Genomic DNA, 25,720 nt, shown 5'->3' on the forward strand with positions numbered 1-25,720 from the left:
CGGAACCGTTGGGTATGGCGAGACCGCGCAATCAGTATTCGTTACCCCGGACTTGATCCGGGGTCCAGCGTGATCAAGTCTTTGATCACGAGAGAGTCCTTTTACGTCGCAGACGCGCCGTGACTGGATGCCGGATCAAGTCCGGCATGACGAAGGCGAAGACCTGCACGGCACCCCGGGCAGCGAGGCCGCAGACTGAACCGCGGCCTCGCACGTGCCCGTGACTGTCAAGCCTTACACCGCCCGCGCACGCTTCACCTCCGCTTGCGTCCACTCCGGCAGCCAGTCGCGATGGGCCAGCAACAGGTCATCCACCAGCGACCATATCTGATCGAGGTCCAGCTCCGCCGCCGTATGCGGGTCCATCATCGCCGCATGGAAGATATGCTCGCGGTTTTCGGTGATCAGCGCCCGCACCGTCAGTTCCTGCACGTTGATGTTGGTGCGCATCAGGGCGGTGAGCTGCGGCGGCAATTGCCCGATGAAGGTGGGCTGCACGCCGTTATGGTCGACGAGGCAGGGCACTTCCGCCGCGCAATCAGATGGCAGCGAGGTGATGCAGCCATTGTTGCGCTGGTTGCCGTAGATGACGGAGGGTTCACCGGTCCAGACCGAGTTGATGATGGAGGAGGCATATTCCTTGGACTGCTTGACCTCGATTTTCTCCGCCGAGCGATAGGCCGCCGCCTGCCCCTTCCAGCGCTCGATCTGTTCGATGCAGCGCTTGGGATATTCATCGAGCGGAATGCCGAATTTCTCGATCAGGTCCTCGCGCCCTTCCTTGATGAAATAGGGCGTATATTCGGCGAAATGTTCCGAACTTTCGGTGACGAAATAACCGAGCCGCGTCAGCATCTCGTAACGCACCTTGTTGGGGCAGCGCGGGTTCCAGCCGGGTTTTGGCGCACGGCCTTCGCGGTAACCGCGCACGAGATCGGGATAAAGGTTCCTGTAGCTGCCGTCGGGCTGGCGGTGCTCGAACTCCAGGAAAAACGCCATGTGGTTGATGCCGGCCGAACGATAGCGGATTTCCTCATAGGGAATATCGAGATCATGGGCGAGTTCCATGGCCGTGCCCTGCACGGAATGGCAAAGTCCCACCTGCCGGATCGTCGGGTATTTCTCGGCAATCGCCCAGGTGTTGATCGCCATCGGGTTCACATATTGCAGCATGATGGCTTTGGGGCAGACGGCCAGCATGTCCTCGCAGATCTTCCACAGATGCGGCACGGTGCGAAGGCCGCGCATGATGCCGCCGACACCCAGCGTATCGGCAATGGTCTGGCGCAGGCCATATTTGCGCGGCACCTCGAAATCGGTGACCGTGCAGGGCTCATAACCGCCGATCTGGAAAGCGACGACGACGAAATCAGCGCCGGCAAGCGCCTTCTTCTGGTCGGTATAGGTCTCGGCCTTCGCCTTCGCGCCCAATGTCGAAATCAGCTTGTTGACGACGATGGCGCTTTCTTCCAGCCTTTCACGATTGATATCCATCAGCGCAATGGTGGCGCCGGAAAGCGCCGGACGCTGCAGCACATCACCGATGATGTTCTTCATGAAAACAGTGGAACCTGCGCCGATAAATGCGATCTTGGGATCTCTTGCCATTTCTACCTCCGGCATTTGGCATTCAAGCGATTTCGAAGGCGGCTCGTACAAGCCGCTGAGTATATTCGGTTTTTGGGTGACTAAGAACGTCCTCGACAGGGCCTTCCTCGACGATCCTGCCGCTTTGCATGACGATGACGCGGTGGCAGAGTGCGCGCACCACCTTCAGGTCATGCGAGATGAACAGGTAGCTCAGGCCTCGCTCATCCTGCAGCTTGCGCAGCAGATCGATGATCTGCGCCTGCACGGAAAGATCGAGCGCCGAGGTTGGCTCGTCGAGAAGGATGAATTCCGGCTCCAGCGCCACGGCGCGGGCAATGGCGATGCGCTGGCGCTGACCGCCGGAAAATTCATGCGGGAACCGTGAGAGGATGTTGCCGGGCATGCCCGCCGCCTCCAGCGCATCACGTACCCGCTCCAGTCTTTCGGCCTTGGTTTTGCCCAGACCGTTGATGATGAGGCCTTCCTCGATGATCTGGCCGATGGTCATGCGCGGATTGAGCGAGGCGAAAGGGTCCTGAAAGACGATCTGCATACGCGAACGCAGGGGCCGCATTTCGGCGCGGGAGCGGCCATCGACCCTCTGCCCGTCAAAGACCACCTCGCCGCCCACCGGCTCGTTCAGCCGCAGCAGCGATTGCCCGAAAGTGGTCTTGCCGGAACCGGATTCACCAACGAGCCCCAGCGTCTCGTGCCGCCTGAGGGTCAGGCCGAGGCTGTCGACGGCGATCAGTTCTTTCAGTTCCGGTTTGAACAACCCGCCGTAACGCATCATGAAGGAAACGCGCACGCCGGTCGCAGTCAGCAGCACACCGGAATTTTCCGGCAGCGGTTTCGCCGTGCCATGCGGTTCAGAGCCGAGCAGCTTCTTTGTGTAGGGGTGCTGCGGCGCTTCGAAGAGCTTTTCCGTGGTGTTGTGCTCACGCATCTCGCCGTGCTGCATGACGTAGACGTAATCGGAAAACTGCTTCACGATCGTCAGGTCATGGGTGATCAGTACCACGGCCATGCCGCGCTTTTTCTGCAGGTCGCGGATGAGATTGAGGATCTGCGCCTGCACCGTCACATCGAGCGCGGTGGTCGGCTCGTCGGCAATCAGCACGTCCGGATCGTTGGAGAGCGCCATGGCGATCATCACACGCTGCCGCTGGCCGCCGGAAAGCTGGTGCGGATATTGCTTCAGCCGCGCTTCCGGTTCCGGTATCTGCACCTGCCGCAAAAGATCGAGCGCCCTCGCCTCGGCCTGCTTCTTGCTAAGTTTCGAGTGGACGCGGATAGCCTCGACGATCTGGCTACCAATCGTATAGATCGGGTTCAGCGAACTCATCGGCTCCTGAAAGATCATCGAGATGCGGTTGCCACGCAGCGCCCGGCGCTGGCGGCTCGAAAACTTCAATATGTCATCGCCGTTGAACCGCACGGTCGCGGATTTCGAAATGGAAGCCCGCTTCGTCAGAAGGCCCATGACAGTGCGCGCCGTTACCGATTTTCCCGAACCGGATTCGCCGACGATGGCAATCGTCTCGCTCCGGTAGAGCTGGAAGGAAATGTCCTTCACCGCTTCGACAGTGCCGTGCTCCACCTTGAAGCTCACGGCGATATTACGGGCGTCGATGATGGCGTCGTCGTTGCGATTGTCGGCATCGAGGCGGATCGCGGGGGCGTATGTGTTGTTCTGGCTAGCTACCATTTTACGCTCCTCTCAATAGGGATCGACGGCATCGCGCAGGCCATCGCCGAGCGCGTTGAAGGCAAAGACGGTGACCAGCACAAAACCGACCGGTGCGAGAATCCACGGATAGGAACCGATGACGGAATAGGTCGCGGTATCCTGCAGCATCAGCCCCCAGGAGATGAGCGGCGGCTTCACCGCAAAGCCGAGGAAACCGAGGAAGGATTCGAGCAGCACGACGCTTGGAATGTGCAGCGTCACGGCGACGATCACATGGCTCATCACATTCGGCAGGATATGCTGGAAAATGATACGCCGGTCGGTCGCCCCGACGGCAATAGCTGCCCGGACGTAATCGATACGCGCCAGCGCCAGCGTCTTGCCCCGCACCTCCCGCGACATCTGCGCCCAGCCGAGCGCCGACATGACACCGACGACGAAGACGAGGAACACGGTGGTTGGTGCGGTGACGGGAATGAGCGAGGTCAGCGCGAGGTAGAGCGGCAATTGCGGGAAAGCGAGCACCACCTCTACGAAACGCTGCACCCAGGCATCCAGCGGGCCGCCGAAATAGCCTGATATCAGCCCGACGCTGGTGCCGATGACGGTGACGATGGCGACGACGCTGAGCGCAATCGCAAGCGAGATGCGCGAGCCATAGATGGCGCGCGACAGCACATCACGTCCGAATTTATCGGTGCCGAGAAAATGCACCGGCTGGCCATCCGTCGAGCCGAAGAAATGCCGGCTCATCGGAATGAGACCCAAAAGCCTGTATTCCGCACCCTTCACGAAGAAGCCAAGATAGACGGGATTGTCGTAATCCGGACCGACGATGGGCTGGAAGGTGATCGGATCAAGCTCTTCAGTCTCCGCAATGGCATAGACGCGCGGTGCGAGGCTGATATTGCCGTCCTTGTCGGTGAACCGAACCACCTGCGGCGGCGAAAAGCTGCCATGGGTTTCGAGCGGGTTCATCGGCGCGAAGAAATCCGCAAAAACGGCAATCAGGATCAGCAGCACCACCAGCACCAGCCCGACCATGCCGGTGAAGGAGCGTCTGAGACGCCGCCAGACAAGCGCGAGATAGGTCTCGTTGCCATGGGCGGAGCGGTCGGGTTTTGCTGCGGCGGCGGGTTCGGTTTTCATCTCGTCAAACGCCATCATCTCAGGCCCTCCCGAATTCGCGAACGCGTGGGTCAAGCATGGCAAGCAGCATGTCGGCGATGATGTTGCCGACGATCAGCGTCGCGGCCAACACCATCATGAAAGTCGCGGTGACATAGACATCCCCCACCGCCATGGAGCCGACAATGGCCGGGCCGACGGTCGGCAGCGCGAAGATGATGGCCGTCTCGATTTCGCCACTCAGCATGTAGGGCAGCACGACGCCCTGATACATGACCAGCGGGTGTACGGCATTCGGCACGGCATGGCGCATGATGACCGCACCTTCCGAAAGCCCCTTGGCGCGGGCCGTCTCGACATATTGCGCGTTCAGCGTATCGAGCAGATTGCCGCGCATCACCCGCATATTATAGGCCAGCCCACCGAAGACGGCGATGGCGACCACCGGCCAGACATGGCTGACGAGATCGACGAATTTGCCCCATGACCACGGCGCACCGCCATATTGCGGCGAGAAGAAGCTGCCGATCTCCGACACGTCGAAATGAAACACCATGAGATAGACGAGGATCAGCGCCATCAGGAAGCGCGGGATTGTCATGCCGAGGAAGGCGATGGTGGAGAGCAGGTTGTCGACCCAGGAATATTGCCGTGTGGCCGCCCAGATGCCGAAAGCGATGCCGAGGATGGATGCGAAGATATGGCAGACCAGCGCCAGCGCAATGGTGCGCGGCAGGCGTTCGCCAACCACATCGGCAACCGGCTTGTTGTAATAGAAGCTGTAACCGAAATCGCCGCGGGTCACGATGCCGCCGATCCAGTTGAAATATTGCACGACAAGCGGCTGATCGAGGCCGTGTTCGACACGATAGGCCTGCGCCTGCGCTTCCGCCTGTTCGAAGGACGCGCCGCCCTGGTTCATAAGCTGCGAGCGGATGTAATCGGCATAATCGCCGGGCGGCGCCTGGATGATGGCGAAAGTCACCACGCTCAGGATCAACAGCACCGGAATGGCGGATGCTACGCGTATCGTCAGAAATCTCAGCATCGAACGGTCTTCCTCGGTTTGGATGGGCCGTGTGTCTCCGGCCGCGCTTCACGCGCGACCGGTACCGGGTGTTCTCCGGGAGGAGTTCTTCAAGTTTCGCATTTCCGTAAGGAAAAGCGGTGTCCGCCTTTCCCGGATATGCTTCAGTTAATCGGGCCGCCCTCGCCCGGCTTGCCGGGAAGCTGCTCAGGGAAAAGTTCGTATTTGCCCTGCTTGTCGGCCGCGACCCACAGGCGTTCGCGGATGATGGCGTCTTCAGCCCAGTTGAACATGAAGATCGGCGTGCCCTGCGGCACATTCGAGAAGCGCTTGTTGACGATGAGCGCGCCGGGATATTCGGTGAGACCAATCGTATAGAGGTTCTGCGTGTAGACCTTCTGATATTGCTTCATCAGCACGGCCCGTTCGGCGTTGTCCTGCGAGGAGATGAATTTCCGCACCAGATCGGCCATCTCCTTCTCGAACGGCATCAGATCCAGCTCCTTGCCTTCGGGCGAGCGGTGGTTCCAGCTGGTGCGCGGGCCGACAGGGGCAAGCTGCTCGGTATTCTGCACCACGGATGAAAGCTCGGTGGAGTTGCGCCGCACCAGCCAGTCGAACTGCCCGCCATAATGGGCGGCATCGCGCTGGTTGGAATCGAGGCTGTTGATGACAACGCGCAGGCCGAGTTTCGCCATCTGGCCGACGAGACCTTCCGCGAGGCTCTTGTCCGTCGCATAGCCGTTATTGACGAGAAGGGTAATTTCGACGTTGCGTCCGCCCAGCGTTTCCTTGGGGAAATTCAGAAAACCATCGCCATCGGTGTCCTTCAGGCCGATAGAGGCAAGTGCTGCCTTGGCGGCCTCGAGGTTGAAGGGGTAATAGACCGTGGAGGCGCGATCATAAAAGCTGGTGCCCGACGAAATACCGCCCGGATAGATCGCCGTGAACGGCCCCTTCACCAGCGAGTCGCCAATCGCCTTGCGGTCGAGGGCCGATGTCACGGCCTGACGGAATACCTCGTTGCGGTTCAGTTCGCGGATCGCCTGTCCGCGCTCATCCGGATTGCCCCAGCCATTGGCGGAAAAATTCATCTGCAGATTATAACCGATAAGCCGCGGCCCAAAGGCAAGGCGGGCCGGCGCATTGGGGTCTGCCGCACGCTTCAGCGAAGCGACGAAGTTTTCCGGCTGTTCGAGATTGGAGAAATCGCCCGATCCCGCCACGGCCTGCACATCGCGATCCGCCCAGGTGGAAAGCTTGTAATGGACCTCGTTGAGGTAGGGCAGCTGCTGGCCCTTTTCATCGACCTTCCAGTAATAGGGATTGCGCCTGAGCACGATTATATCATCGGGCCGATAGGCGACCGGCACCCATGCGCCCATCACCGGCATGTTCATATATTCCGGCGGGAAAGCATTCTTGAACTGGTTATAGGTGTTCTTGGAATATTTCGGATGCTGGGGTTTGAGAATATGCGACGGTCCGGGGCAGAAGCTCGGATAGGCCATGGTGTAGAGATATTGCTTTGGAAAAGCCGCCTTGAAGGTCCACTCGACGGTGTAGTCATCGATCTTTTTGAGCGTCGTTCCCTCACCGAAAGCCTCGGGCGACGCACCGCCGCCGAGCGGGGAGACATTGGGATCGACGACGGCATCTTCCCAATAAAACATCACGTCATCGGCGTTGAAGGCTTCGCCATCCGACCACTTGGCACCTTTAACCAGATGCATCGTCAGCTTGTGGCCGTCATCGGACCATTCCCAGCTTTTGGCCAGATTGGGCAGCGGTTCGGTGTCCTTGGCATCCACCTGGAAAAGCGGCGCGGTGCGCGTCAGGCATTCGGAAAGGGCGATATCGATGCCGCCCCAACCCTGGCTCTGGCCGGCAATGTAATTCCAGCCCTCCGGCCGGCCGCCGACCACATGGCGCATGGTGTCACCGTAAACGCCGGCGCCATCTGGCATGTTGCCCGTCTTGTAGACCAGCGGCTCTTCCGGCAAACGCTCCTTCAGCGGCGGCAATTTGCCGGTCTTTTCGAATTTCTCGCTGATCCAGTCGGGTTCGCTATAGCTCGGCAGCGCCTTGAATTCGAGGATCGAGTCGCGCGCGACATAATTGATCTTGCCCTCGGCCGGAAATTGCGGCGGCTCGGGCGGCGTGGTGGTCTCGAAGGCATTCGCATTGAGTGCGATCATCGAAACACCGAGACCCAGTGCCGAGATGATACCGATCCTGCGTTGAAGTAACATCGTCATTCCTCCCAAATGGCAGCTCTTCGAGCGCCCACCCTCTGTGATCGTTATGACCGGACGGCGAACTCCCTTTCGCCGCCAGCCTGTTCCCATGCTTTTCCTCAAACAGCCTTTTTCAGCGCCGATTTTTCGGCCCGCAATTCCTCGATGGAACGCACGTTGCGGCGCGCAGCCCCCGCCCAGTCGCGGGTCTTGACGCTGGATTTGGCAAGACGCTCCTTCGCCGCCGGCACGGCATCGGCATATTGCGGCAGCCAGCGCGCTTGGGCTACGACCATCTCGTCCACCATCTGCCAGACCTCTTCAGGCGTCGCGACGGCGCCGACCAGCGGGTCATGCAGCACGGCAAGCTTCAGCAGATCGATATCGCCGCTCACCGCCGCATGCACCGACATGCGCTGCACGTTGATGGAGGCCATGCAGGTGGCAGCGCAGGCTTCCGGCAGCGTGATGCCGGACACCATGTTGATGCCGAAACGGTCGACGAAGCCGGGCGACTCGATAATGGCATCGGCGGGCAGATTGCTGATGACGCCGTTGTTCTTGACGTTGAAATGGCCGCGATAGACACGTCCCGTCTCCAGCGCCTCGAGAATATGGCTCGCATGTTCGTTGGAGCGTTTTGCCGGATCGATGGGCTTGGCAGCGGACGCCAGGAACTGCGGAAATTCGGTTTCGAACCAGTTGCGTGTTTCGGTGGAGTGGCGGAGATAGCCGCCGGTTTCGCCGTGGATCCAGTCGGACATGTCGATCCAGCGGGCGATCTCTTCCGGCCGCTTGCGATACCACGGCAGATATTCCGAGAGATGGCCGTTGCTTTCGGTCGAATAGACGCCGAAGCGCTTGAGCACATCAATGCGCAGCTTCTCCTGCTGCGAGAAGACCGGATGCGCCTCGAAGGCGGCGACCAGATCTTCCTTGCCGATCTTGCGGCCGTTGAGTCGCAGATCGATGAACCATGTCTGGTGGTTAATGCCGGAGCAGATGTAATCCAGCTCGGACACGCTTTTTGCGCCAAGAATTTCGGCGATCTGTTCCGCACCGTGCTGCACGCCGTGGCAGAGACCGACCGTATCCACCTTGCCATATTCAATGGCCGCCCAGGTGTTCATGGCCATCGGGTTGGCATAGTTCAGGAATTTTGCACCCGGTGCCGCGACTTCGCGGATATCCTTGCAGAAATCCAGAATGACGGGAATGTTGCGCTGGCCATAGAGGATGCCGCCGGCGCAGATCGTATCGCCCACGCATTGGTCGATGCCGTATTTCAGCGGAATACGGATATCATCGGCATAGGCCTCCAGACCGCCGACCCGCACGCAGCTGATGATGTATTTCGCGCCCTCCAGCGCCCGGCGGCGATTGGTATCGGCCGTCACCTTCACGGGGAAACCATTGGCCTCGACGATCTTTTCGAGGATAGCCTTGATCATATCCAGATTGTGCTGGCTGATATCCGTCAGCGCGACCTCGATGTCGCGAAACTCCGGCACGCACAGGAGATCGGTGAACAGTTTTTTCGTGAAGCCGACGCTGCCTGCGCCAATAATAGCGATTTTGAAACTCATAACGCCACCTCTGTTGCAAATCGAACGGGTGAAACGGGCCGAAGGATCGTGAAATGGCGCTGCAGAAAAATACCCGTAAGAAGCCCGGAAAACCGGCCTTCCTCCCAATTTTTCAGCAGCAATATCCCGCTGGCTGTCTCCTCGGATCGGGATTATGCGTATAAAGACGGATAGGACCAGAGAAGGATTATGCTTTCATGGGTAATTTTGTGCTGCGCGATTTGATCGATCAGGGACCCGGCATGCGCACCGTCTCGCTGCCGCGCGGCCGCCAGACGCTGCACACCATGCCAACCAGCAGCGGTTATGAAATCCGCCGCGGCGGCAATTATGACTGGGATGGGCGCAAGCGCGGCCAGACGCCTTTCACGGTGCTGCAATATTGCATCGGCGGACAGGGCAACCTGCGTTACGAGAACCGCCATTATGTGGTGAAGCCGGGTGAAACCCTGCTGCTGCTGATCCCGCACAATCACCGCTACTGGCTGGAAGACGGCAAGGAATGGGAGTTCTTCTGGATTTCCATGAATGGCGAGGAGGCCTTGCGTATTCACCGCAACATCCTCGCCGTCACCGGCCCGATCCTCAAGCTGCAGCCCGAAACCGTCGATCACCTTGCCGAATGCTGCTCGCGCCTCGTCAATGGCGCGGAAACGCCGGGCGCCGCCTCCGCCGTGGCCTATGAGGCGGCGATGACGCTTTATGACGATGTCTTCGGCTCGCACCCGTCTTTCGGCGGTGAATATCGCACCCTGCAACAGGTGTTGAGCTATATAGACAGCCATCTCGGCGAGCGGCTTTCGGTCAGCGATCTTGCGGCGGTGGCCGGCCTCAGCCGCGCGCATTTTTCCCGCATCTTCACCGCGAGCGAAGGCCTGCCGCCGGCTGAATTCGTGCTGCAGCGGCGATTGCGGCGGGCGGCAAAACTGCTGACCACGGCCGGGAATATTCCCGTCAAGGAAGTGTCCGTACTGTGCGGTTTCGAGGACCCGAACTATTTTTCCAAGGTCTTTCGCAGGCTCTATGGCACCAACCCCAGCGAATTTCGCACCACCGGCATGTATGCGAGCATTCGGCAGGACGGAAGCTGAAAAAACAACTTCCTTTTGCCACGTTTCAGGCGATTAAGGATGGATGGTACAACCACTTTTGGAGACCGGCTGAGGTGAACAGCAAAATCCGCACGATCCTCGTCTTTCCAATCAGGGCAATCATCATATTTGCCCTGATCCTCGACGGCATTTTCCGGCCGCTTTATCGGCCTGTCATCAGGACCATATCCGGCCTGACATTCATCAGGCGACTAGAAAACCGGATTGCAGGCTTGCCGCGTCTCGCCATTCTTCTCTGTCTTGCCGTGCCCTTCGCCATTGCCGAACCCATGAAGATCATCGGCCTTCTCCTGATTGCCCACGGGGCAATAAAGACCGGGATCGGCCTGACGATCCTTGCCCATCTTGCAACCTTCCTGATCGTTGAACGCATCTATCACGCGGGCAGGGAAAAGCTCCTCACCTATGCCTGGCTCGCCTGGATCATGCGTTATGTGCGCTTCGCCCGTTCCTTTTACGATCGCGCCAAACTCGCGACCTTGAACTGGATCCGACTGAGGGTCATGGAATTCCAGAGGTAGGGGCGCTTCCGTTATTTCCGGCGGCGCAGCGTCTTCAGGACATATTCCACAAGTGCGGTGGACTGCAACGAAACGAGGATGATGGCGATGCCGAGCACGACGCGGGTTTCCGGCACCTCATCAAACAGAAAATATCCGACAGCCGTGACGAACAGGATCGAGAGATAGCTGACGGGTGCGAGAACACTGGCATCGGCGATACGGTAGGCCCGCAGGAAGCAATATTGCCCCATCTGCGCCAGAAGCCCGATGGCCAGCAGCGGACCCCAGTCGAGCGGCGCAACCGGCTTCCACGTCCAGATCGCCGGAACGGCAGTGATGACTGCAAGGCCGACGGTATAAAACACCATCATGACCGTGGTGTTTTCCTGCCGCAGCGCCCGGGTCTGAATCACGGCAAGTGCGCCGAACACCACTGACACAAGGACAACAAGTACGCCTGCGTTAAACTCCGCCCCACCCGGCCCGATGACGACGAGCACGCCGGCAAAGGCAAGACAGGCTCCGGCCCAGCGATATCGGCTCACCCTTTCACCGAGAAAGGCAACCGCCATCGCCATCGTCACCAGCGGTCGGGAAAAGCCGATGGCGTTGACAGTGGCAAGCGGCAGCAGGGTGATGGCGATGAAATTGCTGGTAAGCGCGATGGCGTTGCAGCAGATGCGGAAGAGGTTGCGCCAGGGATATTTGACGCGCAGCATCTCCATCCGATGCCGCCAGATCAAAGGCAGGATGAAAATGAGGCCGATCATCGCCCTGATGAAGACGAGCTGGAAGGCGGGATAGGTAACGCCCTGCGCCTTGACGAGCGCCGTCATTCCTCCCGCAACAAGCGCCATGTCCAGTAACAGCCAGCCGATACCCGCGCGCGTATCGGTTTCGCGCGGGTTTTCCTGTTTCTCACTTTGTCCGTGGCCATTCACGCCGGTTGTACAAGATTGGCCATGAGGCGGAACGCCCCCGGTACAAGCTTGTCCATCTGGTGATGCAGCACGAGGCTGGTATGGGTATGCCGGCCCTTGCCGATAACGCCCGAGACCAGCGCGCCCTTCAGCGGCTGCTCGTCGACATCATGCATGGCGAGCAATGGCTCATAGACATCATCCCAGCGCGATGCGAAATAAAGCCCGCGCTCCTTGTCCCAGCCCGCCCAATCGGCGGCATCGATGACATTGGGCCCGGCAAGCAGCGGATGGTCGGGCAACAGCACCGTCACCTCCGCCTTCGGGTCCGTTACCCGCCAGCGCAGCGACGGTTTGCCGATTTCAAGACGCCGGACCGGCGTTGTCTCCGGGTTCCATCCGTCGGTCGGCCGGTGATAGAGCGTGACGAGATGGCCGCCGTTTTCGACAAAGCGATGGAGCTTCTCCGTCGCAGCAGTGAGATCCCTGCGGATGCCGAAGGCGAATATGCCGACGATAATTGTCGTGAAAGACGAGAGATCGCCGCCGAGCGCCTGCGCGTCGAGTTCGGTGACATCGAGACCCATGTGCGACATCCATGAGCCGACCCGGTCCGCACCGCCGCCGACATAACCGATCCGCGCACCCTTGGGCAGCTTGAGGTCCAGCGACAGGATTTTCATGACGGATGGCGCGAGAAACCGCGCCCGGCCAATATGCGGGTAAGCGATAGGGGTGATCTGAAAGGCCGGCTGCGAACCGGAAATCGCCTCAAGCTGTGCAAGCCCCGCCGCGCCCTCGCCCGTGCGTTCGGCAATCCAGTCATCTCCCGATTTTTGCACATTCCAGCCGCCGGCGCTCCTGAATGACAGCGGTGTATCCGCGCCTTTCACGAGGGCCTGAAACACATGTGTGTCCCGGCCTTGTCCCAGCGGAACGAGAAAAGCATCCGGCGAAAGCGTGAGCGACTGCGCCGGCGTAACGAAAAACGGTTCTTCCAGATCGAAGAAGGCGGAAACCTCCCGCCCTTCAAGCTTTGCAGCCACACGTAGGAAACCATGGCCGTTGCCGCCCGCGGCTTTCCAGTCCGGCTGATAGAGACCTGAAACAGCCGCGCTTTGATCGGCCGTGAGAGAAAAGACAACCGTCTGTCCCAGCGAGCTGATGGACGACGACACTCCGTTCGGAAGGACCGGTGTGACCTTGACATCGAATTCGGATGCCCGGTCGGAAAGCTCCACATAAAGCGACGTTTCCCCGCCCGGAACGATCTCCGCCGGTTCGGCATAGGCCCGCTCGAAAAGATCAAGCGCCGTCAGAATGGCAGCATCGACCTCGGCCCGCTTGCGCGTGATCCTGTGGCCGTGCAAGTCCGTGAATTCGCTTGCCGCGGCTTCATCCACCTTTTGCAGAAGGGCTGCGGCATCCAGCAGCGATCTGGTGATTTCCCGCGTGTCGGGAAAGGCCGCAATCGCCCTGATGATGGCCTGTTCGGCCTCGACCAGCGCTTTCTGGGATTCGGCATCAAGCCCCGCAACGCCGGCAAGGGCGGCAAGCGTCGATGGCAGGCTGTCGAGGATCGATCCTTCTTCTCGATTGGCTGTGGCGGAGAGTTCGAGATGAAGCGGCCAGAGTTCCTGCGCCCGCTTCGGCCAGTGCCCCATTCCCTGCGAGGCATGGTAATAACGCGACCATTCGCCGATACGGTCATATTCGGCACCGGTTGCCTGCTCCCTGCCGGCCGCATTGATCGTCAGCGTCGTTTCCGGCGGCGGCACTTCGTCATCATAGGTATCGCCACCGCCCGACCATGCCGGGAGGTAGAACTTCGCCACCTTCCAGGGCTTCAGCCCCTCGGAGAAATGTTCAGGGTAAGCGGAAGGATCGGCCGCCAGCGCAATCGCGCTTCTTGCAGCCCGCGTCATGGCGCGGTGATGCCCGTGCTGCCCCGGCACATCAAGAAATGTCGGAATGACGATATCGGGCCGCTCCTTGCGATAGGCCCGCACCAGCCGCTCGACGATGCGCTGCTGCCCCCAGCGGCCGAAGGTCTGGTCGCCATCCTTGGAGAAGCCGAAATCGTGGATCATATCCGCCGGTCCGTGACCGAGCCAGCTTATGTCGGCATCGATGACACGGGCGGCCTCTTCGAGTTCCCGCGAGCGAATGACACCAAGCGCCCCCAGCCTCTCCGGCCCCAGTGCATTCTGTCCGCCCTCGCCGCGTGTCGAACAGGCGATGATGATCCGCATGCCCAGTTCCATGCGAAAATAGGCGAGAAGGCCGTTCTGCTCATCATCCGGATGCGCGCCGGTATGCATGACGGTGGCGGTGGATTTCAGCGCGCTCAGCTTGCGGTGCAGGCGAACGAGCCATGGATCGGCCATCTGCCGTTCGATGCGTTCGCGGGGGGTAAGCATGGGCGGTCTCCTCCAATATTCAGCCCGGCGCCTGTGCTGCGGCTCCCGGGGATGTCTCCAGTTTCGGTGTGACGATGTCGAACAACGGCAGTGCCGCAGCGCCAAGGGCGGCGGTCAACTGCCCGGATTTGCCGTGCATGACGCGCGGCAGTTCCCGCTGCCGCCGGCTTGCGACCGAAGTCGGCAAATCCCCCATGCGCTGAATGATGTCGCTGATGATGACCTCCGGCAGCGCGCCGCCGAGGATGACCGTCTGCGGATCGAGAATGTTCTCCAGCATGGCGATCATCGGCGCGAGATGGGCAGCGGCATCGTCGATCCACTCTGTCACGACCGGATCGCCGGCTTTGAACAGGGCTTCAAGATCGCCAAGTTCCGTATCGGCGATACCGGCATGGCCAAGCTTTTCCTTCAGCACGTAAACGGAAGCATAGGCTTCCAGGCAGCCTTTCTGCCCGCAGGAAGGGCAGGCCCTGCCCCGCGGCGATACGGTGACGTGACCGATTTCGCCGGCGTTTCCGAAAGCGCCGCGATAGGGCGAGCCATCCTGAATGATGCCAAGACCAATACCGACGCCGAAATAGATCATACAGAAATTGGGGATCGCCAGCCCCGCACCGAACAGGCGCTCGCCAACGGCGGCAGCTGTCGCATCGTTCTCCACCACGACCGGCTGGCCACAGGCCTCGCTCAGCATCTGGCGGGCATCGATGCCGCCCCAGCCGGAGAGGGTCGTCGGCCCAACGGAGGTCATGCCATCGATCTCGAAGGGACCTGGCATGACGACGCCGGTGCCGAGCAGTCTGCAACCGAGATTTTTCGCGACAGCCGCATGCTCGGCCGCAAAGGTCTTGAATATGGCCTCCGGCGTCGTGTCCTTGAGCGGGGCGACACGCTGCGTGCGCAGCACGCCTGCCAGATCGAGGCCCACGGTGACCATATGGTCGGCGGCGATTTCCACGCCGATCGTCGCACCGCCATCCGGATTGACAGCGAACTGGATCGGCGGCTGGCCCCTGCCAGTGCGGCGGCGGCCGAGTTCCTTCAGCAACTCCTCACCCACCAACTCATCGACGATGTTGGCGACTGCCTGGGCTGTCAGATGGGTGATCTTGGCGATCTGGGCGCGGCCGAGCGAACCGTGCCGCCTGACGAGGTCGAGGACGACTCGCCTGTTATGCTCGCGGCTCCGCTCAGGATTTTTTCCGATTGCTACGGGATAGGCATCCACCGTGTGCACCGTCATCTCTTCAATTTCCCCGTCCCTTAGAAAATTCATAACGTCCAAATGACGATAAGCGCAATATAATAATTCAAGTAAATTATCTTATTGACAAATGCCCGTGTTCGGAGAACCGTAGAGAACGACCGGGGGTCAGGCTCGCATGGGGGATGGGACACGAAAAATCCCGTTGCCGGCCGAGTCGATGAGCGCGCGCGAAAGCGCGGATAAAGGGAACGATCGCTCCGCATCCGGAAGACCGGACGGAGGAAATGGAGGGTTACATGCGCAGGGCAACTCTGTTCGCCGGCTTGGTCGCCGGTTTCAGCACATTTGCATTCAACGCCGCGCAGGCGGTTGAAATCGAATATTGGCAATATGTCTTCGACACACGCGTAAAAGCCATGGACGAGCTGATCGCGGAATTCCAGAAGGCCAATCCTGACATCACCGTCAAGCAGGTGACCTTCCCTTACGCCGATTACCAGACGCGCGTCATCGCCGCCAATCTTTCCGGCAAGGGCCCTGATGTGATGCAGCTGTTCTATGGCTGGCTGGACAAGTTCGCGGCCGGCGGAATTTTGCAGCCGTTGCCGGCTGATGCTTTCCCGCATGACAAGATCGAAAGCGAATTCTTCCCAATCGTCAGCGCCATGAAGCGCGGCGACGATTATTACGGCCTGCCGACGGCGGTTCGTTCGCTGGCGCTCTTCTACAACAAGAAGCTCTTCACCGAAGCGGGCCTTGACGCCGCCAATCCGCCGAAGACGCTCGATGAATTCGTTGCCGCAGCGGAAAAGATCGCCAAGCATGATGCCGCCGGAAACCTGACGGTCGCCGGCTCCACGCTCGATATGGGCGGCCAGGATCACCAGTGGTGGCGTGAAGTGCTCATCCGCCAATATGGCGGCGAGCCCTATACCGACAATGACCAGAAAGTGACCTACAATAGCGAGCCGGGTATTCAGGCTCTGAAATTCTATACCAGCCTGCAGCTTGAAAAGAAGATCGGCCAGGTGGGTTTCATGGATGAGGGCCAGGCCGCCTTCCGCGCCGGCAAGGCCGGCATGACCATCGACGGCACTTTCCGGCTGGGTTCGTTCCGCACCATCAAGGATTTCGAGTGGGGCGTGACCGAGCTTCCCACCAATGACAAGAACATCCGCTCCAACTATGCGAGCTATTTCGCCAACGGCATCAGCGCCAAGACGACGGGTGAAGAGCTTGAGGCGTCGAAGAAGTTTCTCGCCTATATCTCTTCGCCGGAAGCCATGGCGATCTGGCTGAAGACGGTGGGCGAACTGCCGGCACGGCGCTCCGCGGCGCTGACCGAAGCAAACCTGAAGGACCCGATCTACGCACCGTTCCTGAAGGGGCTGGAATATGCCCATACGACGCTGTTCATGGATGAAGCCGCCCAGCGGCAGAACGCCATCGACATGACCAACCGGGTGCTGCTCGAGGGCCAGTCGGTCGAAGATTCCATCAAGCAGGCAGCCGAAGCCGAGCAGGAAATCATCGACGCGGCGAAACCTTAACATCAAGGTCCGACCATGACAGCGATAGATCAACAGGGGGCGGCATCCGGCCGCCCCGGCGGCTCCTTTGGAGATCGCCTTTCCATGCGCACCAAACGGCTTTTGTGGATCTGGAGCTTTCTGGCGGTTCCGATCCTGTTTTACAGCGTCATCCGTTTTTACCCGACGCTGCAGGCCTTCTACCTGTCCTTCACCAACTGGGACCTGCTCAGGCCGGCAAAGTTCATCGGCATCGCCAATTACGTCAAGCTGTTCAAGGACCCGCAATTCTGGAAGGTGTTCAAGAACACCTTTGCCTATCTTATCGTCGGCACGCCGATCAGCCTCGTTCTGGCTTTCGTCATCGCGTTTTATCTGGACCGGGTGCGCATTCTGCACGGTTTCATCCGCGCGCTTTATTTCCTGCCCTACCTGACCACGGCTGCCGCCATGGCCTGGGTGTGGCGCTGGTTCTATCAGCCGCCGCCCATCGGCATCATCAACGACGTGCTCGGCATGATCGGGATTCCCCAGCAGCCATTTATCCGCTCCACCGATCAGGCGCTTTATTCCGTCATGGTAACCGCCATCTGGGCGGGTCTCGGCTTCCAGATCATCATCTTCATGGCCGGCCTGCGCGCCATTCCAACAACATTCTACGAAGCCGCCCGCATCGACGGGCTGGGTGAATGGGCGATCCTGCGCAAGATCACGCTTCCGCTTCTTAAACCCACCACCGTTTTCCTCGTGGTGTTTTCCTCGATCGGCTTCCTGCGCATTTTCGACCAGGTCTATAACATGACCACCAATGATCCGGGCGGCCCGCTCGGTTCCACCAAACCGCTGGTGCTGATGATCTACCAGGCCGCGTTCAACTCCTATGCGATGGGCTATGCCGCTGCGCAGACGGTTGTCCTGTTCACCATTCTTCTCATCGTATCGCTGATCCAGCTCTGGGTCCTGAGGGAAAAGAAATGAGCGAAGCCTCGCCACTCTCCCACGCCCGTATCCGCCCCGGCCGCATTCTCGCCTGGACGCTGCTGTTCATCGGCGGCCTGATCATGATTTCGCCGTTGCTCTTCATGTTCGCGACCTCGTTCAAGACGGCGGATCAGGTTTACGATCTACGTCTCATTCCGGCTGCGCCGACGCTTGCAAACTACATCACCGTCATGGCCGACGGCCGTTTCCTGCGCTGGTTCTTCAACTCGATGCTGGTTGCGGTCATCGTCACCGTGTCCAACTGCTTCTTCGACAGCCTCGTCGGGTACACGCTGGCGAAATTCGAGTTTCGCGGCCGTTATTTTATCTTCCTCGCCATCCTCTCGACGCTGATGATACCGACGGAAATGCTGGTCATTCCCTGGTATCTGATGTCCAGCCAGCTGGGCTGGCTCGACAGCTATTGGGGCATCATGTTCCCGGGCATGATGACGGCCTTCGGCACCTTCCTGATGAAGCAGTTCTTCGAGACCGTTCCGAACGACTTCATCGAGGCCGCGCGCGTTGATGGGCTGAATGAATTCCATATCTGGTGGAAAGTCGCCCTGCCGCTGGTGACGCCGGCGCTCTCCGCACTCGCGATCTTCACCTTCCTCGGCAACTGGACAGCCTTTTTCTGGCCGCTGATCGTCACGACTAGCAAGGAACTTTACACCCTGCCGGTCGGTCTTTCGAGCTTTGCCGTGGAACAGCAGATCCAGTGGGAAATGATCATGACGGGCGCAGCCATTGCGACCATCCCTACCCTCATCGTCTTCATCGTCCTGCAACGCTACATCGTGCGCGGTGTGATGCTGGCGGGCCTGAAAGGATAATATCATGGCCGATATCAACCCGCGCCAGTCGGATACCAGCAAGTTTCCCGACCCTGTCTACAAGGAAACCGTGCTGCGCCCGCTTTTCGACGGCGCCAAGAACCACCATGTCGACGGCTTCCGCCGCATAGACCGCGCTCATCTGGTCATGCTGCGCGAAACCGGCATTCTCGATGCCGAAACAGCGGCCAAGATCGCTGGCGCGCTTGAGGATATCGACAGGACCATTGAGCCGTCCGAGCTCGTCTATACGGGCGAAGTTGAGGATTTCTTCTTCCTGATCGAGAAGGAACTGAAAGCCCGCATCGGCGTCGATGTCGCCGGCCGCCTGCACACGGCCCGTTCGCGTAACGATATCGATCACACGCTGTTCAAGATCGGCCTGAAGGACAAGATCGGCACGCTCACCGCCAAGGCGCGTGTTCTGCTGAAAGCGCTGATCGACGCCGCCGAGCGCAATCAGTCAACGCTCATCGTGGCTTATACGCATGGGCAGCCGGCCCAGCCCACCACCTTCGGCCACTATCTCTCCGCCGCCATTGAGGTGCTGATCCGGGATATCGACCGTTTCGCGGAGGCACGCCGCATCGTTGATCTTTCGCCGATGGGCGCTGCCGCCATCACCACCTCGGGCTTTCCCATCGATCGGGCGCGGGTTGCCGAATTGCTGGGCTTTGCCGCACCCTTACGCAATTCCTATTCCTGCATCGCCGCCGTGGATTATACGACGGCAACCTATGGCGCGATCGAGTTGATGTTCCTGCATCTCGGCCGGCTCATTCAGGATTTCCAGTTCTGGACGAGTTTTGAGGTCGGCCAGATCTATGTGCCGAATTCGCTGGTGCAGATTTCCTCGATCATGCCGCAGAAACGCAACCCGGTGCCGATCGAACATCTGCGCCACCTCGCCAGCCAGACATTCGGCCGGGCGCGGACCGTGCTGGATGTGATGCACAATACGCCCTTCACCGACATGAATGACAGTGAGGGCGAAACCCAGGGCATGGGTTACGAAGCCTTCACTTCTGCCGGTCGGGTTCTCGATCTGCTCGCCAGCCTGGTTGGCCAGATCAGCATCGATCCTGAAAGGGTCGACCAGAACATCCGCCGATCCTGCATCACCATCACGGAACTGGCGGATTCGCTTGTCCGCATCGAAGACCTGTCGTTCCGCCAGGCGCATGAGATTGCCGCAACCGTCGCCAAAAGCGTCGTCGCGCTGAAGGGCGACCTGCCGAATGACGGTTACCAACCGTTCCTCAAGGCATTCAGCGAGCTGACAGGACGTGAGACCGGCATCGACGAGGAAAAGTTCAGGCAGATCGTCTCGCCGGAACACTTTGTCGCCGTGCGCGCCCGTTTTGGCGGCCCGGCTCCCGAGCCCATGCGGGAGGCGATATCGGCCTATCGCGACAGGCTGGGGGCTTTTGCGGCGGAAGCACAGCGGTTCGCCGATCATGAAGCGGCGAAGGCCGCTGAACTGGCAGAGAAATTCACCGCCCTGACGGGAGCGCGATAATGGCGACAATCGAACTCAATCAACTCGTGAAGCGCTACGGCAAGGTCGAAGCGGTCAAAGGCATAGACCTGGCCATTGAAGACGGCGAGTTCGTCGTTTTTGTCGGCCCTTCCGGCTGCGGCAAATCCACCACGCTGCGCATGATCGCCGGGCTGGAGGAGATTTCCGATGGTACGCTCAAGATCGCCGGCAACGTCGTCAATGAAAAAGAACCGAAACAGCGCAACATCGCCATGGTCTTCCAGAACTATGCGATCTATCCGCATATGACGGTTCGCCAGAATATCGGTTTCGGACTTTACACATCAAAGCTCGACAAGACGGAAAAGAACCGCCGCATCGAAGAGGCCGGCCGGGTGCTGGGGCTTGAAGCCCTGCTCGACCGCCGTCCCGCGGCCCTGTCGGGCGGCCAGCGGCAGCGCGTCGCCATTGGCCGCGCGATGGTGCGCGATCCCGCAGCCTTTCTGTTCGATGAGCCGCTATCCAATCTCGATGCGCAGTTGAGATCGCAGATGCGCATTGAAATCAAGCGCTTGCACCAACGTCTTAAGACGACCACCGTCTACGTCACCCATGATCAGGTGGAGGCCATGACCATGGCGGACCGTATCGTGGTGATGAAGGACGGTCATATATTGCAGGTCGGCACGCCGACGGAACTTTACGAAACACCCGTCGATATCTTCACCGCCCGCTTCATCGGCAGCCCCTCGATGAACCTGCTGCGAGGGACCAAAACAACCAGCAGCGTTGCGCCCTCCGCCACGGGTGAGCTTCTGATCGGCGTCCGGCCACATGATCTGCTGGTCGGCGAGAACGGCGCTGCACAGGGAACGTTTACACTTGAGGGAACGGTAACGGCGGTCGAGCCGCTGGGGCCGGAGACGCTCGTTCATCTGGATACCGACACCACCTCGGTGATCGCCACGGCCCGGGGCAAATCCATTCCCGCTGTCGGCAGCCGGTTGCAATGCCAGGCGGAGCGAGGCGCGCTTTATCTTTTTGATGCGAAAACGGAAAAGCTTCTGGGCCGCGCATGATGACAACAGAAAAAACAGCCGTCATCAGCATCGGCCGGATCTACTGCGACCTCATTTTCACCGGGCTCGATGAATTGCCTGTGCTCGGCCGGGAACTGTTTGCCCGCGACATGGAAATTGCCGCCGGCGGCGGCGCCTTCATTGCCGCCGCACATTTTGCCCATATAGGCCGCCCGGTTGCGCTGCTGGCAAGGCTCGGCACCGATACGTTTTCGCGCGATATCGGCGATAAAATGGCGCAGAGCGGCGTCGACCTGCAGTTTCTGGAACATGCAGCAGATGCCGGACCACAAGTCACGGTGGCGACAGTGGTTGGTCAGGACCGGGCATTTTTGACGCGCCGCGCCGGCGCCGCCCGGCCGTCAACGCTGGATGCCGCCTTTGCATGGGACAGGGCGCGGCATCTGCACATCGCCGAATTCGCTACTCTGCACGAGATGCCCGACCTCGTTTCGCGCGCCAGGGCAAGCGGATTGTCCGTTTCGCTTGATCCGAGCTGGGATGCTTCGCTGATCTACGACAAGGACTTGCTCAACGCCTGTGCCGGCGTCGACGTGTTTTTGCCCAATCTTGAAGAGGCCGAAGCGATCACCGGGCATTCTGACCCGGAAGCGGCGATCAGGGCATTGGCGCAGGCTTTTCCCATCGTCGCCCTCAAAGGCGGCGCACAAGGTGCATGGGTATCTTCTGCGTCCGGGCTTCACCACAGTGCCGCTCAGAAAGTCCCGGTGGTCGATACGACCGGCGCGGGCGATGCCTTTAATGCCGGTTTTCTTGACGCGTGGCTTCAGCGTCAGGACGAACAGCAGTGCCTCGAAGCCGGAATCGCAGCGGGCAGTCTTGCCGTGCAGGCGGCGGGCGGCGCACCGAAGGTGACCGCCGCCGCGTGAGACGCCCTGCCCGCGTCACTCTCCGCGCGGAAAACGCTGATTTTCCTCCAGCACGTTGAGGTCCATGTGGTTGCGCATATAGCGCTCCGAGGCTTTCTGCAGGGGCTGGTAATCCCACGGATAATAGGCGCCGTTGCGCAGCGCCTTGTAGACCACCCAGCGCCGCGCCTGGCTTTCGCGAACGGCGGCGTCGAACACCGGCAATTGCCAACGCCGGCCAATCTCGGCGGAAAGCGATGAGAGTACATCGCTGAAAGCGGGATCGCCGGCAAGGTTGGTGCGCTCTTCCGGATCAGCCTCGAGATCATAGAGCAGCGGCGGATCGGCCTCGCAGACCGACAGCTTGTAGCGGCCGTCCCTGATGGCGACGAGCGGTGCAATGGAGCCTTCGGCGGCATATTCCATCGGCACCGGGCCACGCCCGCCAGTCCCGTGAGCCAGCGCCGCCAGATCTTCACCATCCGTCCAGCGTTTGAGTGAAGTAATATCAAGCCCGGCAAGTCCACACAGCGTCGGCGTGACATCGAGTGTCGAGACAGGGGCATCGATCAAAGCCGGCTGCCAGCCGGGTGCGGCCACCATCAGCGGCACACGGGCGGAACCCTCAAAGAAGCACATCTTGAACCACAGCCCGCGCTCGCCCAGCATGTCGCCATGGTCGGACAGGAAGAGGATGATCGTCTCCTCCTCCATCCGCGTCGCCTTCAGGACGTCGAGGATTTCGCCGACCTTTTCATCGATATAGGAGATGTTGGCGAAATAACCGCGCCGTGCCCGGCGTATCTGCTCACCTGTGATCTCGAATGCCCCGTGATCGCAGGCTTCCAGCAGCCGCTTCGAATGTGGGTCCTGCTCCTCGAAGGCAATCGCCTGCGACTGCGGCTCGAGCGCCGGGCAATCCTCGTAGAGGTCCCAGAATTTGCGCCGCGCCACATAGGGGTCGTGCGGGTGGGTGAAGCTGACCGTCAGGCACCACGGCCGGTCGTCAAGGCGGCGCGACAGGTCGTAAAGCTTGCGGGTGGCGTTATAGGCCACCTCGTCGTCATACTCCATCTGGTTGGTGATTTCGGCGACACCTGCGCCAGTCACCGAACCGAGATTGTGATACCACCAGTCGATCCGCTCACCCGGCTTGGTATAATCGGGTGTCCAGCCGAAATCCGCCGGATAGATATCCGTCGTCAGCCGCTCCTCGAAGCCATGCAGCTGGTCCGGGCCGACGAAATGCATCTTTCCCGAGAGGCCGGTGTAATAACCCGCCGCCCGCAGGTGGTGCGCATAGGTCGGAATATCGGAAGCAAATTCGGCGGCATTGTCGTAAACCCGCGTGCGGCTCGGCAATTGCCCGGACATGAAGGAGGCGCGGGCCGGCGCGCAGAGCGGACTTGCCGTATAGGTGTTGGCGAAGCGGACGGACCGCTTCGCCAGTGTTTTAAGATGGGGTGCGTGGAGGAAATCGGCCGGGCCGTCGGGAAAAAACGTCCCGTTGAACTGGTCGGCCATCAGGATCAGGATATTGGGACGCGGCATTTCCACTTTCCGGCTTAGAGACCAAGCTTGCCTTTGACGGCGTCCACACCCGGCTTGCCATCCAGCGTGGTAACGCCCTGCAGCCAGCCATCCAGCGCCTGCGGATTGGCCTTCAGCCAGGCCGCTGCCGCCGCTTTCGAATCCTCGCCACCCAGAATGGAGCCCATCAGGGTATTTTCCATGCCGATATCGAATTTCAGGTTCTTGAACAGCGTCGCCGCATTCGGGCATTGCTGCGGCCAGCCGGTGCGGGCGAGCGTATAAACTTCCGCGCCGCCGAAATTCGGACCGAAATAGGCGTCGCCGCCGGAGAGATAGGCAATATCGATCTTCTCATTCATCGGATGCGGCGCCCAGGCGAGGAAGACCACCGCCTTCTTGTCCCTGCCCGCCCTTTCCACCTGCGCCAGCATCGCCTGTTCGCCGGATTCGACGAGTTGCCAGCTCTTCAGGCCGAAATCATCGGCGTCGATGATCTTCTGGATATTCTGGTTGGCCGGTGCGCCCGGCTCGATGCCGTAAATCTTGCTTTCGAATTCGTCGGCATGTTTTGCGAGATCGGCAAAATCCTTGACGCCCTTTTCCGCCATATAGGCTGGCACTGCCAAGGTGAACTTGGCACCCTCGAGGTTCTTCGTCATCACCTCGGCCGCCTTGGCGGCATTCAGATCGTCCACGAAGGATTTCTGCGCCGGCATCCAGTTGCCAAGGAAAACGTCGATTTCGCCGTTTTTCATCGCCTGATAACCGATCGGCACCGACAGCGTCTTGACGTCAGCCTCATAACCCAAGGCATCCAGCAGCACGGAGGCAACGCCATTGGTGGCGGTGATGTCGGTCCAGCCCGGATCGCTGAGGCGGATGGTCTTGCAGGCCGCGTCATCGGCCGCCTGAAGCGGGGTGGAGAAGGCCGCCACAGACAGAAAAAGACCGGCGGCGATGCGATGCAGATGAGAAATGGTTTTCATTGCGGCTCCCCTTTTATCAATCCAGTTTATTGAACACCACGTTGCTTTTGCCTGTGAAGCGGGTATTTTTCGATAGTTGATATAAGGAATTTTAATGTCAGACCGGCCGCTTGATCTGGGATGGATGCGCATTTTCACCGAGGTTGCCCGCCGCGGCAGCCTGACGGCGGCGGCGGCGGCGGCATCCCTGCGGCTGACGCAGCCGGCCGTAAGCTATCAGATTCGCCGGCTGGAGGAGGAACTGGGTGTGGCGCTCGTGCAGCGCAGACATCGCGGCATCGAACTGACGACGGAGGGTCAGAGGCTGTTCGAGATCGTCTCGCGCAATGTCGACGCCATCGACCTTCTGGCGCAGCAGCTTCGCCGGACGGAGGAGCGGCAGACCATCCGTCTGCACACGGATTACGCCTTCTCGTCCCTGTGGCTCATCCCGCGCATGCACGGATTTCGCGCGCTCAACCCCGACATCAACATCCAGATCGTCGCCACGCAGGATCCGCTCGGCCAGGGCAAACACGACAGCGACGTGATGGTGATTTTCGGCACGCGGCAGGAGGCGGGCGAAGGAGCGGTATTGCTGCTTTCGGAGAAGGTCACGCCGGTCTGCTCGCCGGCGCTCCTGGCGGAAACGCCGGCACCGACGGGCGTCGCTGATTTTTCACGCCATAAACTCATCCACCTCGAAAACACGTCACAGGCGCACTGGTTCGACTGGGCTGCCTATTTCAAGCATTTTGGCGTGCATCGCGGTGCCGAGCATGATGGCGGCGATATCAGCTTCAACAATTACACCATGGTGGTGCAGGCAACCATCGGCGAACAGGGTTTCGCGCTCGGCTGGGCCGGACTGGTCGATCCGTTGCTCGAGGCAGGCGTGCTGGTGACCGCCGGCCCGAGCCTTGATGCACCGGGACGCGGCTACTGGCTGATGCGGCCGAAAAGCAGCGACAGCGCGGTGAGAAAACTGACCGGCTGGCTGATCGACGAGCGGCGATGACGCCGCC

The 25,720-nt window shown here is 60.2% G+C and carries 20 protein-coding genes; 9 read left to right on the plus strand and 11 right to left on the minus strand.

The genetic code is table 11. The features are described 5' to 3' along the window. Nucleotides 1-234: 234 nt before the first annotated feature. From ACIQUH_RS12855 to ACIQUH_RS12880, 6 genes are all read right to left on the minus strand, one after another. Entirely contained in the window at nucleotides 235-1,608 is a 1,374-nt protein-coding gene (locus ACIQUH_RS12855; protein ID WP_400815506.1) for an alpha-glucosidase/alpha-galactosidase, read from the minus strand. A gap of 22 nt (nucleotides 1,609-1,630) precedes the next feature. Then, nucleotides 1,631-3,298, minus strand: a complete 1,668-nt coding sequence (locus ACIQUH_RS12860; protein ID WP_400815508.1) for an ABC transporter ATP-binding protein — start codon at nucleotides 3,296-3,298, stop codon at nucleotides 1,631-1,633. A gap of 12 nt (nucleotides 3,299-3,310) precedes the next feature. Then, nucleotides 3,311-4,447, minus strand: coding sequence for an ABC transporter permease (locus ACIQUH_RS12865; RefSeq protein ID WP_400815511.1), 1,137 nt, complete (start codon nucleotides 4,445-4,447; stop codon nucleotides 3,311-3,313). A gap of 1 nt (nucleotide 4,448) precedes the next feature. Next, a complete protein-coding gene (locus tag ACIQUH_RS12870; RefSeq protein ID WP_269709190.1) occupies nucleotides 4,449-5,456 on the minus strand; it encodes an ABC transporter permease in 1,008 nt (335 codons plus the stop codon). A 143-nt stretch (nucleotides 5,457-5,599) separates the two neighbouring features. Further along, nucleotides 5,600-7,687, minus strand: coding sequence for an ABC transporter substrate-binding protein (locus ACIQUH_RS12875; protein WP_400815514.1), 2,088 nt, complete (start codon nucleotides 7,685-7,687; stop codon nucleotides 5,600-5,602). A gap of 104 nt (nucleotides 7,688-7,791) precedes the next feature. Next, nucleotides 7,792-9,258 carry an alpha-glucosidase/alpha-galactosidase gene (locus ACIQUH_RS12880; protein WP_400815517.1) on the minus strand — a complete coding sequence of 489 codons (1,467 nt, stop codon included), beginning with the start codon at nucleotides 9,256-9,258 and terminating at the stop codon, nucleotides 7,792-7,794. A 197-nt stretch (nucleotides 9,259-9,455) separates the two neighbouring features. Between ACIQUH_RS12880 and ACIQUH_RS12885 the strand changes: the two genes are divergently transcribed. Further along, nucleotides 9,456-10,349 carry an AraC family ligand binding domain-containing protein gene (locus tag ACIQUH_RS12885; RefSeq protein ID WP_400815519.1) on the plus strand — a complete coding sequence of 298 codons (894 nt, stop codon included), beginning with the start codon at nucleotides 9,456-9,458 and terminating at the stop codon, nucleotides 10,347-10,349. Between the two features lie 74 nt (nucleotides 10,350-10,423). Further along, nucleotides 10,424-10,891, plus strand: coding sequence for a hypothetical protein (locus ACIQUH_RS12890; RefSeq protein WP_400815522.1), 468 nt, complete (start codon nucleotides 10,424-10,426; stop codon nucleotides 10,889-10,891). Between the two features lie 11 nt (nucleotides 10,892-10,902). Here the strand turns inward: ACIQUH_RS12890 and ACIQUH_RS12895 are convergent, their stop codons facing one another. The 3 genes from ACIQUH_RS12895 to ACIQUH_RS12905 are packed head-to-tail and all read right to left on the minus strand — an operon-like array spanning nucleotide 10,903 to nucleotide 15,459. Then, on the minus strand, nucleotides 10,903-11,814 hold the full coding sequence (locus ACIQUH_RS12895) for a DMT family transporter (protein WP_400815524.1): 912 nt from the start codon (nucleotides 11,812-11,814) through the stop codon (nucleotides 10,903-10,905). Continuing rightward, on the minus strand, nucleotides 11,811-14,213 hold the full coding sequence (locus tag ACIQUH_RS12900) for a PIG-L family deacetylase (RefSeq protein ID WP_400815526.1): 2,403 nt from the start codon (nucleotides 14,211-14,213) through the stop codon (nucleotides 11,811-11,813). Before ACIQUH_RS12900 ends, ACIQUH_RS12895 begins: the two co-directional genes overlap by 4 nt. A 19-nt stretch (nucleotides 14,214-14,232) precedes the next feature. After that, entirely contained in the window at nucleotides 14,233-15,459 is a 1,227-nt protein-coding gene (locus ACIQUH_RS12905; protein WP_400815528.1) for an ROK family protein, read from the minus strand. Nucleotides 15,460-15,707: 248 nt separating this feature from the next. On the opposite strand from ACIQUH_RS12905, the gene ACIQUH_RS12910 reads away from it, so the two are divergent. Genes ACIQUH_RS12910 through ACIQUH_RS12935 form a run of 6 tightly spaced genes read left to right on the plus strand, consistent with a single transcriptional unit; the run spans nucleotide 15,708 to nucleotide 22,218 of the window. Further along, entirely contained in the window at nucleotides 15,708-16,973 is a 1,266-nt protein-coding gene (locus tag ACIQUH_RS12910) for an extracellular solute-binding protein (protein WP_400815530.1), read from the plus strand. Nucleotides 16,974-16,988: 15 nt separating this feature from the next. Next, a complete protein-coding gene (locus tag ACIQUH_RS12915) occupies nucleotides 16,989-17,930 on the plus strand; it encodes a carbohydrate ABC transporter permease (protein ID WP_400815532.1) in 942 nt (313 codons plus the stop codon). Next, complete coding sequence (locus ACIQUH_RS12920; protein WP_400815534.1) at nucleotides 17,927-18,769, plus strand: carbohydrate ABC transporter permease; 843 nt, start codon at nucleotides 17,927-17,929, stop codon at nucleotides 18,767-18,769. The genes ACIQUH_RS12915 and ACIQUH_RS12920 overlap by 4 nt, the downstream gene beginning before the upstream one ends. Nucleotides 18,770-18,773: 4 nt before the next feature. Then, nucleotides 18,774-20,288: an argininosuccinate lyase gene (gene argH / locus ACIQUH_RS12925; protein WP_400815536.1), complete on the plus strand. Its 1,515-nt coding sequence runs from the start codon at nucleotides 18,774-18,776 to the stop codon at nucleotides 20,286-20,288. Next, nucleotides 20,288-21,328 carry a sn-glycerol-3-phosphate ABC transporter ATP-binding protein UgpC gene (locus tag ACIQUH_RS12930; RefSeq protein ID WP_309590868.1) on the plus strand — a complete coding sequence of 347 codons (1,041 nt, stop codon included), beginning with the start codon at nucleotides 20,288-20,290 and terminating at the stop codon, nucleotides 21,326-21,328. Before argH ends, ACIQUH_RS12930 begins: the two co-directional genes overlap by 1 nt. Next, complete coding sequence (locus ACIQUH_RS12935; protein ID WP_400815539.1) at nucleotides 21,325-22,218, plus strand: carbohydrate kinase family protein; 894 nt, start codon at nucleotides 21,325-21,327, stop codon at nucleotides 22,216-22,218. The genes ACIQUH_RS12930 and ACIQUH_RS12935 overlap by 4 nt, the downstream gene beginning before the upstream one ends. A gap of 15 nt (nucleotides 22,219-22,233) precedes the next feature. Here ACIQUH_RS12935 and betC read toward each other — a convergent pair whose 3' ends face one another. Both betC and choX read right to left on the minus strand, forming a co-directional pair. Further along, nucleotides 22,234-23,748 (minus strand): choline-sulfatase, encoded by a 1,515-nt coding sequence (gene betC, locus ACIQUH_RS12940; protein ID WP_400815542.1) that lies wholly within the window; start codon nucleotides 23,746-23,748, stop codon nucleotides 22,234-22,236. A gap of 14 nt (nucleotides 23,749-23,762) precedes the next feature. Then, nucleotides 23,763-24,716: a choline ABC transporter substrate-binding protein gene (choX, locus tag ACIQUH_RS12945; protein ID WP_400815544.1), complete on the minus strand. Its 954-nt coding sequence runs from the start codon at nucleotides 24,714-24,716 to the stop codon at nucleotides 23,763-23,765. 94 nt (nucleotides 24,717-24,810) lie between these two features. Between choX and ACIQUH_RS12950 the strand changes: the two genes are divergently transcribed. Then, nucleotides 24,811-25,713, plus strand: coding sequence for a choline sulfate utilization transcriptional regulator (locus ACIQUH_RS12950; RefSeq protein WP_400815547.1), 903 nt, complete (start codon nucleotides 24,811-24,813; stop codon nucleotides 25,711-25,713). Nucleotides 25,714-25,720: the final 7 nt, after the last annotated feature.

The organism is Agrobacterium sp. NPDC090283 (genome assembly GCF_044769685.1).
Lineage (GTDB): Bacteria > Pseudomonadota > Alphaproteobacteria > Rhizobiales > Rhizobiaceae > Agrobacterium.